The following is a 10,757-nucleotide window of genomic DNA, read 5'->3' as shown; positions in this document are numbered from 1 at the left end:
GCAGGTTGGTCATGCTGACATTGCCGCGCTGCGCCGGCAGGCAGTGTTCGATCAGAGAAAATTGTGCTGGCGTGATCTCCATGCACGATAGTTTAATCGCTCGGGCCATTAGTGTTAACAGGCCCTAGAAGGGTGCGCTGACAACGGCACGCCTTGGTTTGCGCGAAGGTCTGTGGCAAGGAAAGGCCAGTCTTTTTCAATGGGTTGGCTATCTATAGTTCTGCTTCTACGGACTATGAGCACTGACGCGCAAGACGGGCAAGACGGGCAATTTTGCAGTCATTGCAAAGACTCCGAGGCGACACCTCCCGCCGCCTAGCAACGCCCGTGCTCCAATGAAGCTTATGCTCGAGTTAAGTCAACAAACCCTGCAACTTGGCGTACTGCAGCAACATGATGGTCTTGGCATCGGCGATCTCGCCTGAGCCGATCATCGCCAGCGCTGTATCGAGCGACAGTTCCAGCACCTCGATCTCTTCGCCGTCTTCTTCGACACCGCCGCCATCACTGACCTTGTCGCCATCGAAGTATTCGCCGACGAAAAAGTACAGGCGCTCAGTGACTGAGCCAGGGCTCATGAACGCCTCGAACACCTTGCGCACGTTGTCGATGCGATATCCGGTCTCTTCTTCGGTTTCCTTGCGGATGCAGGTCAGCGCATCGTCCTGGTCAAGCAAGCCGGCGCAGGCTTCGATCAACATGCCGTCAGCGTTGCCGTTGAGTAGCGTGGGCAGGCGGAACTGCCGGGTCAGCATCACCGTCTGCTTGGCGCGACTGTAGAGCAGGATCGTGGCGCCATTGCCGCGGTCGTAGGCCTCGCGCGACAAGGTCTGCCAGCGGCCGTCCTTGCGCTGAAAATCAAAGGTGACCTTGCGCAGCACATACCAATTGTCTGACAGCACATCGATGCTGCGAATGCGAACCTGCGGGTTGCCGGTGGCGGATGGATTCAAGCGACACTCCTTGTGATGCGGGCGACGGTAGTGCCACGAACGTTGGCGCGTCTGGTCGCTCGAAAGATCCGCAATGACTGCGGCGGGTCGACAGTCTACCGATGACCAAGATCCGGAGCATTACGTCATCTACTGAAGCACTGCACGTGTCGCATATCGACATGTAAAGGCATCAGTACGTACTAGGCCAATGACTCCACGCTGCCGGTCATTCAGACTGCGACGCTACACGGTCGACTGAAGCACGGAAGTGCATATGTCATCAAGATGACGAACCGCACAACCGCGACGCCGGCAATGCTCGCGCGACCGGCAATTTGTCGCGACCACATATCCATACGCAACGCCGGCACCACTTTGCAAACCCTCTAATTGCAATCACGTGCTCCTTGAGCCAGACGCTTTCTTCGATAGCGCACGGCCCACTGAACCGTCGATACCGACGCCCAATCTTGCGCAGTTCGTGTCGTTCCACATGCGGCTACGCGCCAAGCCCCCACCCGCTGCCGTGCATCACCGGGCTCAACAGGCAGGCGCCGTTACATTCCAATTGCACGGCGACGCGCACCACCGCACAATCTCTTCACATCACACGCTTGGGGAGCGTCATGGAAGACCGTTTTCGCGCACGCAAGGTTGCAGTGCAGGCCGCGCCGGCACCGTTCTGGACCCGCATTCCCGCCATCGCCACCTACCCGCTGCGCGGCTCCGCGCTGTACGCGCTGATTGCGCTGACCCTGTGCAGCGCGCTGTTGGTGTTGCCAGGCATCCTGAAACTGCTGATCGCCGGCGTGCTGGGCATGGCGACCTACACCTATGCCTTCGACATCCTGCGCCACAGCGCAGATGGGCAAGCCGACGCACCGCGACTCGGCTACAACACGTTCGATAGCGCCGTACTGAGATTGATTCTGCTGGCGCTTGCGCTGGGTATCGTCATCGGTGCGGCCGGCGTACTGGCCGGCAAGCCCGGCTTGACCATCGCGTATCTGGTGGTGCAGCTGTTGCTGCCCGGCATGATGATTGCGCTGGCCATCGACGGCAGCCTGCGCCGCGCACTCAACCCGGCAGTGTCGATCGACATGGCGCTGCGCATCGGCTGGCCGTACCTGGCCGCCTACGGCCTGCTGTATGTGATCCAGGGCAGCGGCACGGCAGCGGTGTTCATTGCGGTGAAATATCTGCCGCCGGTCGTGCGCGAAGCGACTGTTGTGATTGCCTCCATCTGGAGCCTGTTCGCCAGCTTCCATCTGATGGGCTATCTGGTGTACCAGTACCATGAAGAACTCGGCTATCTGCCCAGCAGTGGCGCGGGAGTCGAGCGCGAAGACCCGGATCAACGCCTGCTAGACGAAGCAGAGCAGTACCTGCGCGACGGACATGCCGACGAAGCCTTTCAAGCGTTACGCGGCGCGGTGCGATCACGCGCAGTGAGCCTTGCCGTGCATGAGCTGTATCAGCGTCTGCTACGGCAACATCATCGCAACGACGAACTGCACGAACACACGCGCCACTACATCAATCGCTTGCTGCAGGAAAAACAGGAGCGCCGCGCACTCGCCTTGCAGCGCGAAGCATTGGACAGCAATCCCGCATTTACACCGCTGACGCCTGAGCAAGCCACGCTGCTGGCCGATCGCGCCAAGATGGCCGGGCAATTCCAGCTGGCGACCGACGGCCTGCTAGCAGCCATCGGCGCATGGCCGCGCGACGTGATGCTACCAACGTGGTCGCTCGACGCAGGGTTGCTACTGGCCGAACGTTTCGGCCGCGACGACCAGGCGCGTGCAGTGCTGCAAAACGCCCTTGATCAGTGCGAAAACGATGCACTACGCGCGAAGCTGCAAGCTGCGCTGAAAGCGGTGGCGATTCAACCGGCTTGAGTGGCTGGCAAATTTTTTGACGGAGCTAATCGGATCTTCCGTCATCGGACAGTCTCGCGGCGTGTACTGCTCGCGACCATGCACGCCGAGCATCTTGATTGGTCCTTGCAGCAAACCCGCATCACCGAGGGCGCGGTGCCCTCACCTCTCGCGGGACACGCCGTGAATCCATCCCTGGAGGCTCGGTGGCGGCATCCATGCCGCCACACGGTCCCGCAATCGATGAGGACACCGCACCAGAGAGTTGATCGGTTGCTTTGTTTAAAACCATGCACACCGACCATCTCGACTGGCCCTTGCCCGCCCACGGTCGCGGGACCTTACGCGGCATGGATGCCGCGTAAGAGCCTACACGGACGTACTTGCGGCGTGTCCCGCGATGGTGGGCGGGCAAGGGCCCTTCAGCCAGGCAGCAGATCATCCGCCAGTAATCGATAGACGCTAGAGACGATTAAGAGTCGGTTTTTTCACAGCAAGCCTGCAAGCTAAACCAGCTCACCCATTGTCGAGCAGAAAGCGCGCCTTGTTGGCTTGGCCTTGCTCCGGAAACTGCTCCAGCACCAGCTGCAACAGGCGCATACGTTGCGCGCCATCCTGCAGCTCGCCGTGGCGCAAGGCCAGCACGAACCAGTGCTGCGCCAACTCCGCGCGCGACGCACTGAGCTCGCATTCTTTCAACAGCCGCTCGGCGTCGGCCAGCAGGCCATTACGCATGCACGCGCCGATCAAGGCCAGCCGTGCCGGCAGCGCAAAATCAATCTTGGCCTTGCTCAACTCGGCAGCGACCGCCAGCTGGATGCGCGTCTGTTCGGCGTGGTGCGTCTGCAGCTGCAACAGCGTCTGCGCATGCCGCAAGCTGTCCTGGCGATGGCCCGCGTTGCGTGCGGTTCGATAGCGCGCCAATGCCACCTCCAGATTGTGCGGCTGCTCGCCGGCCAACTCGGCTAATAGGCGCTCAGCCTCCACGTTTTCCATGCGCCCCAGATGCCGCTGCGCACGCTCCCAGCGATCGTCCACCAGCACTGCATCGCTCTCTTCCATGAAGGCGGGACGAGTGCGCCGCAGCAGCACCAGCAAGGCACCGAGCAGCGCGCCACTGACCAACCCGCCGGCATGCGCCTCGAAGGCGACCGCGGCATTGTCGCTCGACAACAGGCTGTACAGCTCCCAGCCCAACCATAGCGGCAACAGCAGAATCGCCGGACCGCGCACATAATTGAACACCACGAAAACCCAGTAGAAAAACCGCACTTTGCGCCGGCCCCAGACCACGCAGAACGCGCCCATCAATGCAGCGATCGCACCGGATGCGCCCAACCCGCCGCCCGGCTCGCCCCAGCGCCACCACAGGCTGGCCGCGCTGGCGCCGAACCCGCCGAGCAGATACAGCAGCAGAAACCAGCCGCTGCCGATGGCCCCTTCCAGCAAGGTGCCCAGCGCCAGCAGAAACAGCATATTTCCGAGCAAATGATCGAAACTGCCATGCAGAAATGTCGCCGTCAGCATCCGTGCCGGCGACCACTCCGAACTGCGCTGCAGATGGCGTAGCGTAAATATCTTGGACAGGCGCGCGTCGTAGGGCGCACGCAATGCGCGCCATTCGCGCAAACGTTCCTCGTCCTTGAACAGCGCGCCGCTGCGCAATGCCTGCGCGAATGCCACATCGTTTATCGTCAAATGCGCCAGATACGCAATGCGTTGGCGTGTGGGCACGCTGTCCAATTTGGCTTTGCGCGCGGCGCGGAGCTTGGCGTCGCCGGTTTGCTCCAGATAGCGTGCGTGGGCTTGCGCCTCCAACGTGCCCAGCCCGGAGTCGACGTAATAGCGCACCGCGTTTTCGACCAAAGCGTCGTCCTTGCGCTGATAGCCCAGGTAGACCGCCGCATTGATCAGCACCAGCAGCAGCGTCACCCAGGGAATGTTCTGGCGCGACCAGGGTTTGTGCAGCGGCATCAGTAGCATGACGGCGTCCGTGTCCGAGAACGCAAAGCTTCGCTGTGCGGCGGCAGATGCGCAAGCAGGTCATGCGCGCTAGCATCGCGTCCCCGCCGTCCGACACACTGCCCATGAGCCGCTGGCGCCCGCCTGCCGAAAAAAGCACTGCGCTGATCACGCCCGAAGGCCATGCACGGCTCAAGGCCGAGCTGGAAGAGCTCTGGCGCGTGCGTCGGCCAGAGGTGGTGCGCGCGCTGGCTGCAGCCGCCGCAGAAGGCGACCGCTCGGAGAATGCCGAATACACCTATCGCAAGAAGCAGCTCGGCGAGATCGACCGCCGTGTACGTTATCTGAGCAAGCGGCTGGAAGCCCTGCGCGTGGTGGATACCGCGCCGACCGATCCGCGCGCGGTGTTCTTCGGCGCCCAGGTCGAGCTGGAAGACGCCGACAGTGGCGACCTGCTGCATTACCGCATCGTCGGCCCGGACGAAACCGACGCCGGGCGCGGCTGGATCAGCATCGACTCGCCGCTGGCGCGCGCATTGCTGAAAAAACGCGTGGACGATGAGTTCGAAGCGCAGCTACCGTCCGGCAAGCACACCTTCGTGGTGGTGTCGGTGGATTACGCCAGCCAGTAGCCGTGCGAATCTGCTGACCTGTAGGAGCGCACTTGTGCGCGATGGGAGGTTATCGATAACGCCTCTTCGCGCACAAAGTGCGCTCCTACGGACCGCGGTGTCCCGACACCTAGCCGGTTACACCATCTGCAGATTCAACGACCGTCCTTGCTGGATCGGGGCATTGGCCGGCAATGCATCGCCGAACAGATCGTGCTCATCGCTGTCGGTGATCTCCACATCGACCAGATCGCCGATCTTCAATCCAAGCTCGCCGCCATTCTGGATATGCACCAGCCCATCGATTTCGGGCGCGTCCGCGCGCGAACGGGCCACGGCGATATCGTCTTCGATCAGGTCGACCAGGCATTGCTGCACGCTGCCGATCTTGGCTTCCAGCCGCGCGGCGGAAATCTCCGCCTGCTTGGCCATGAAACGCGCCAGACGTTCCTGCTTGAGCTCTTCCGGCACCGGATCCGGCAACGCGTTGGCGCTGGCGCCTTCCACCGGCGAATACGCGAACGCACCGACGCGATCGAGCTGGGCCTGATCCAGGAAATCCAGCAGCGATTCGAACTCGGCATCGGTCTCGCCGGGGAAGCCGACGATAAAGGTCGAGCGTACGGTGATCTCGGGGCACATCGCCTTCCAGCGCTGCACGCGCTCCAAGGTCTTCTCCACCGCGCCCGGCCGCTTCATCAGCTTGAGGATGCGCGGGCTGGCGTGCTGAAACGGGATGTCCAGATACGGCAGCAGCTTGCCTTCGGCCATCAGCGGAATCACATCGTCCACGTGCGGGTACGGATACACGTAATGCAGGCGCGTCCACACGCCCAGCTCCGACAAACCTTCGCACAGCGCCTTCATGCGGGTCTGGTACATGCGGTCGCGCCACGGCCGCTCGGCGTATTTCAGATCCACGCCGTAAGCCGAGGTGTCCTGCGAGACCACCAGCAATTCCTTGACGCCGCCGCGCACCAGGCGCTCTGCTTCGCGCAGTACCTCATCGACCGGGCGCGAGGCCAGATCGCCGCGCATGGAGGGGATGATGCAGAAGCTGCAACGGTGGTTGCAGCCTTCGGAAATCTTCAAGTAGGCGTAATGGCGCGGGGTCAGTTTGATGCCGTAGTCCGGCACCAGATCCACGAACGGGTCGTGGCGCGGCGGCAATGCCGCATGCACCGCTTCCATAACGCTCTGGTAGTCCTGCGGGCCGGACACCGCCAGCACCTGCGGATAGGCCTCGCGGATCTGTTCCGGGCGCTTGCCCAGGCAGCCGGTGACGATCACCTTGCCGTTGGCGTTCATCGCCTCGCCGATCGCATCCAGCGACTCGGTCACCGCCGAATCGATGAAGCCGCAGGTATTGACCACCACCACGTCGGCAGCGTCGTAACTGGGCACGATGTCGTAGCCCTCCACGCGCAGCTGGGTGAGGATGCGTTCGGAATCGACGAGCGCCTTCGGGCAGCCCAACGATATAAACCCTATACTCCTGCTTTCCGACACAGCGACACCTGGCTCTATGGCTATAAAGGCCAAAGTTTACAGCTACTTGCGGTTCAGCGACCCGAAGCAGGCCGCCGGCAGCAGCGCCGATCGACAAATGGAATACGCGAAACGCTGGGCGGCCGAGCACGGCATGACGCTGGATTCAGAGCTTTCAATGCAAGACGCAGGACTATCGGCCTATCACCAGCGCCACGTCACACGTGGCGCCCTAGGCTTGTTCCTGCAGGCGATCGATGACGCGCGGATCCCTGCAGGATCCGTGTTGGTGGTCGAAGGGCTGGACCGCCTCAGCCGCGCGGAGCCTATCCAAGCTCAAGCGCAACTAGCGCAGATCATCAACGCCGGCATCACCGTCGTAACCGCTAGCGACGGACGGGAGTACAACCGCGAGGGACTCAAGGCCCAGCCGATGGATCTGGTGTACAGCCTCCTGGTCATGATCCGTGCCCACGAGGAATCAGATACCAAAAGCAAACGGGTGCGAGCAGCGATTCATCGGCAGTGCCAGGGCTGGATAGCCGGAACGTGGCACGGACTCGTGCGCAACGGCAAAGATCCGCATTGGCTCCGCTTAGTAGGCCAAGCCTTTGAAATTGTGCCGGAGCGCGGGGAAGCGGTGCGCACTGCAGTAAGCATGTTCCGCGAAGGGCACGGTGCTGTTCGGATCATGAGAACACTGGCTGACAGGGGTTTGCAGATCACAAACGGCGGCAACCCTTCCCAGCAGCTATACCGAATCGTGCGAAATAGGGCCTTGATCGGGGAAAAGGTGCTGGAGGTCGACGGGCAGGAGTACCGACTGGCTGGCTACTACCCTCCCCTGCTTTCACCTGCAGAGTTCGCCGACCTGCAGCACCTGACGGCACAACGTTCACGCCGAAAGGGCACCGGTGAAATTCCTGGACTTATCACCGGGATGCGGATTGCATTCTGCGGGTACTGCGGGGCAGCGATGGTGTCTCAGAATTTGATGACCCGTGGCCGCCGGGAGGATGGACGCCCCCAGAACGGACACCGGCGCTTGATCTGCGTAAGTAACTCTCAGGGAGGAGGCTGCCCGGTCGCCGGCAGCTGTAGCGTAGTCCCGATAGAGCATGCCCTGGTGACGTTCTGCGCAGACCAAATGAATCTGTCTAGGCCTCTCGATTCCGGGAATCGCGCCGACGGTATTGCCGGCCAGCTGACTATCGCTCGTGTACAGGTCTCGGATACCACGGCCCGCATAGATAAGATCACCGATGCCCTGCTGGCTTCCGATGCTGGTCAGGCCCCGGCCGCATTCTTGCGCCGCGCCCGTGAGCTTGAGTTCGAGTTGGCAGAGCAGCAGAGGCGGGTGGAAGCACTGGAGCACGAGCTGGCAGCTGTCGCCCTATCCCCAGAACCAGCCGCCGCAAAGGCGTGGGCAGGCCTAGTCGAAGGAGTCGAGGCACTTGACCATGACGCGCGCATCAAGGCCCGCCAACTGGTAGCCGACACTTTCGACCGAATCGTGGTGTTCCATCGAGGCAGAAAGCCCGAACAATCGCGGTCGTGGAAGGGCACGATCGACCTCTTGCTCATGGCGAAGCGTGGCGGCGCCCGACTCCTGCACATTGATCGGCAAACCGGAGGTTGGAAGGCCGGCGAGGAGATCGACACGGTACAAATCCCGCTGCCCCCTGGTGTTGCGGAGGCTACGCCCCAGAGTGAGGCCTCCCTTGGGCCGGTGTAACGCTGAATGCGGTTAGTAAACGCCTGATCTGGTTATTAGTAATTTTGCTAACTTGGCAGGCCGTCTCGACCTGTGAGACATCGTCCCGCGAGAGTTCGCGCCATGTTGTCCCTGCCGCCGCCCCATACCTACGCCCGTCTGCTCGGGCCTGCCTGCCTTGAGCCAGCGCCGCTGAACCTGCCGGTCAGCGCACTCCGGATCCAGCTGGGGTTCCCCTCGCCCGCTGAAGACTTTCAGGACGACGAGCTCGATCTGAACCGGGTATTGATCCGGAATCCGCCGGCTACCTTCCTGTATCGGGCCGAGGGCTGGAGCATGATCTTGGCCGGCGTCTGTGACGGGGACATCCTTGTGGTGGATCGTTCAGTGAGTCCGATCAATGGCGACATGGTGCTGGCCATTTGGGACGGCAATCAGCCGGTCTGCAAGATCCTTCAGGTCGCGGTCGACCACATAGAGCTCCACAGCCGCAGCCCACACTGCGCGCCGATCGTCCTGGCGCCAGGCACAGAGGTCGAGGTGTTCGCGGTCGTGGGCGTGGTCCGCCAGGTCACGCGCACTCATTCCCGCGCTGGCCGCTGATGTTCGCGTTGATCGACGGCAACAACTTCTACGCCAGCTGCGAGCGGGTGTTCCAGCCCGAGCTGCGCGGCAGGCCGTTGGTCGTGCTGAGCAACAACGATGGCTGCGCCATTGCTCGATCGGACGAGGCCAAGGCGCTAGGGGTGACGATGGGACAGCCCATCCACAAGGTGCCCACGCAGATCCGCCGGCGGCTGGCGTTGCGCTCCGCAAACTTCGGTCTGTACGGCGACATCACCTCGCGCATCGGCGTGATCCTTCGCCAAGCCGCGCCACGTGTGGAGGTGTACTCCATTGACGAGTCGTTCCGCGACCTAGCCGGGATCCGCGATCGCCGGCAGCTCGCGGTCGACCTACGCGAGCGCGTTCACCAATGGACTGGCATCCCGAACTGCATCGGCATCGCGCCGACGAAGACCCTGGCCAAGTTGGCCAACCGGGTCGCCAAGGATGCGGCGCGCAAACCGGGCAGCTACCCGGCCGATCTGGCCGGCGTCTGTGACTTGGCAGCGCTCAGTGCAAGCGAGCTCGATGCCGTGCTGCGGGCCACGTCAGTTGGCGACCTCTGGGGCGTTGGTAGGCGCTGGAGCGCCAGGCTGCAGGCACGCGGTGTGTATACGGCAGCGGATCTGCGGGATGCGGCTGCAGACGACCTGCTCGCGGAGTTCGGAGTGGTCATGGCGCGTACGCAGCGCGAGCTGCAGGGCCACGCCTGCATCGAGCTCGAGGAGGTCGAGCCAGACCGGCAGCAAATCATGGTCAGCCGGTCGTTTGGGACATGGGTAAGCGACCCGCAAGATATGTCAGAGGCGCTGGCCACCTTCGCCATGCGTGCCACCGAGAAGCTGCGCGCTCGCGGATTGACGTCGAGCGCGATTGGCATCTTTGCCGAAACGGATTCGTTCAAGCCGGGCGTACCGCAGCACAACCCATCACGCACCGCCCCACTCGCCTCCGCCACTTCTGACAGCCGCATCGTGCTCACGACTGTACGCCGGCTGTTCCAGGGCTTCATGCGAGAGGGCTTCGCTTACAAAAAGGCCGGCGTATGCCTGATGGATCTAGCCAAGCCTGAAGACCTGCAGGGCGACCTATTCACTCCGGCTCGCATCGGCGACGAGAAGCTGATGAGCACCTTAGACGCTATCAACCGACGCTTCGGGCGGGGTACGGCCGGCCTCGGTGCAAGCGGATGGCAGAACTCTCCAGCATGGGCTTCGCGGCAAGAGCTCTTGTCGGGACGCTTCACTACCTCCCTGGCAGATCTTCCCCGCGCCACGTGCTGATCGCGCGCCAGCAGGCCTGACTCAGGCGGCTCGGACTGGCTCCAATTTCTACGGCACCGTGCAGGCCTGCCCATCCACGAGAGATGGGCGGTCGATGCGCGCGTGCTCAAGCGTAGACGCAAGTGCGGTGGCTGGAGCCCCATTCTAGGCCCGACGTCCACCCAATTTTGAGTAGCGCCTCAGTTTGGAGTCCAATTCCCTACCCCGAGGAGATTGGACGTGAAGAAACGTTTTACTGACGAGCAGGTCATCGGCTTTCTGCGCGAAGCCGAAAGCGG

Annotated in this window: 8 protein-coding genes; 5 read left to right on the top strand and 3 right to left on the bottom strand. The window is 62.4% G+C overall.

Annotated elements, in window-relative coordinates:
• Nucleotides 1–353: 353 nt before the first annotated feature.
• On the bottom strand, nt 354–953 hold the full coding sequence (gene nudK / locus ABS769_RS21645) for a GDP-mannose pyrophosphatase NudK (protein ID WP_317063251.1): 600 nt from the start codon (nt 951–953) through the stop codon (nt 354–356).
• Between the two features lie 608 nt (nt 954–1,561).
• Here nudK and ABS769_RS21640 point away from each other — a divergent pair.
• Complete coding sequence (locus ABS769_RS21640) at nt 1,562–2,836, top strand: hypothetical protein (protein WP_317063252.1); 1,275 nt, start codon at nt 1,562–1,564, stop codon at nt 2,834–2,836.
• Nucleotides 2,837–3,331: 495 nt separating this feature from the next.
• On the opposite strand, the gene ABS769_RS21635 is transcribed toward ABS769_RS21640, so the two are convergent.
• Nucleotides 3,332–4,798 carry a rhomboid family intramembrane serine protease gene (locus ABS769_RS21635; RefSeq protein ID WP_317063253.1) on the bottom strand — a complete coding sequence of 489 codons (1,467 nt, stop codon included), beginning with the start codon at nt 4,796–4,798 and terminating at the stop codon, nt 3,332–3,334.
• A gap of 104 nt (nt 4,799–4,902) precedes the next feature.
• Here ABS769_RS21635 and greB point away from each other — a divergent pair, with 104 nt between their 5' ends.
• Entirely contained in the window at nt 4,903–5,409 is a 507-nt protein-coding gene (gene greB / locus ABS769_RS21630; RefSeq protein WP_317063254.1) for a transcription elongation factor GreB, read from the top strand.
• Nucleotides 5,410–5,526: 117 nt separating this feature from the next.
• On the opposite strand, the gene rimO is transcribed toward greB, so the two are convergent.
• Entirely contained in the window at nt 5,527–6,897 is a 1,371-nt protein-coding gene (rimO, locus tag ABS769_RS21625) for a 30S ribosomal protein S12 methylthiotransferase RimO (protein WP_317063255.1), read from the bottom strand.
• A 16-nt stretch (nt 6,898–6,913) separates the two neighbouring features.
• On the opposite strand from rimO, the gene ABS769_RS21620 reads away from it, so the two are divergent.
• The 3 genes from ABS769_RS21620 (at nt 6,914) to ABS769_RS21610 (ending at nt 10,479) form a co-directional block, all read left to right on the top strand.
• Nucleotides 6,914–8,611 carry a recombinase family protein gene (locus ABS769_RS21620; protein ID WP_317063256.1) on the top strand — a complete coding sequence of 566 codons (1,698 nt, stop codon included), beginning with the start codon at nt 6,914–6,916 and terminating at the stop codon, nt 8,609–8,611.
• 102 nt (nt 8,612–8,713) lie between these two features.
• The gene (locus ABS769_RS21615) at nt 8,714–9,193 is read left to right on the top strand and encodes a LexA family protein (RefSeq protein WP_099770826.1); all 480 of its coding nucleotides are present in this window, start codon (nt 8,714–8,716) and stop codon (nt 9,191–9,193) included.
• Nucleotides 9,193–10,479: a Y-family DNA polymerase gene (locus ABS769_RS21610; RefSeq protein ID WP_317063427.1), complete on the top strand. Its 1,287-nt coding sequence runs from the start codon at nt 9,193–9,195 to the stop codon at nt 10,477–10,479. Before ABS769_RS21615 ends, ABS769_RS21610 begins: the two co-directional genes overlap by 1 nt.
• Nucleotides 10,480–10,757: the final 278 nt, after the last annotated feature.

It is taken from the genome of Xanthomonas hortorum, from assembly GCF_040279205.1.
In the GTDB taxonomy this organism is placed as follows: Bacteria; Pseudomonadota; Gammaproteobacteria; order Xanthomonadales; family Xanthomonadaceae; genus Xanthomonas; species Xanthomonas hortorum_F.
The sequence above is the reverse complement of the archived record's forward strand: the minus strand, read 5'-3'. Positions and strand labels throughout refer to the sequence as shown.

What these genes read in the sequence shown, in the direction of transcription:
- ABS769_RS21635 (WP_317063253.1), bottom strand. Translation starts at nt 4,798, where the DNA reads ATGCTACTGATGCCGCTGCACAAACCCTGGTCGCGCCAGAACATTCCC.
- greB (WP_317063254.1), top strand. Translation starts at nt 4,903, where the DNA reads ATGAGCCGCTGGCGCCCGCCTGCCGAAAAAAGCACTGCGCTGATCACG.
- ABS769_RS21640 (WP_317063252.1), top strand. Translation starts at nt 1,562, where the DNA reads ATGGAAGACCGTTTTCGCGCACGCAAGGTTGCAGTGCAGGCCGCGCCG.
- ABS769_RS21615 (WP_099770826.1), top strand. Translation starts at nt 8,714, where the DNA reads ATGTTGTCCCTGCCGCCGCCCCATACCTACGCCCGTCTGCTCGGGCCT.
- ABS769_RS21610 (WP_317063427.1), top strand. Translation starts at nt 9,193, where the DNA reads ATGTTCGCGTTGATCGACGGCAACAACTTCTACGCCAGCTGCGAGCGG.
- ABS769_RS21620 (WP_317063256.1), top strand. Translation starts at nt 6,914, where the DNA reads ATGGCTATAAAGGCCAAAGTTTACAGCTACTTGCGGTTCAGCGACCCG.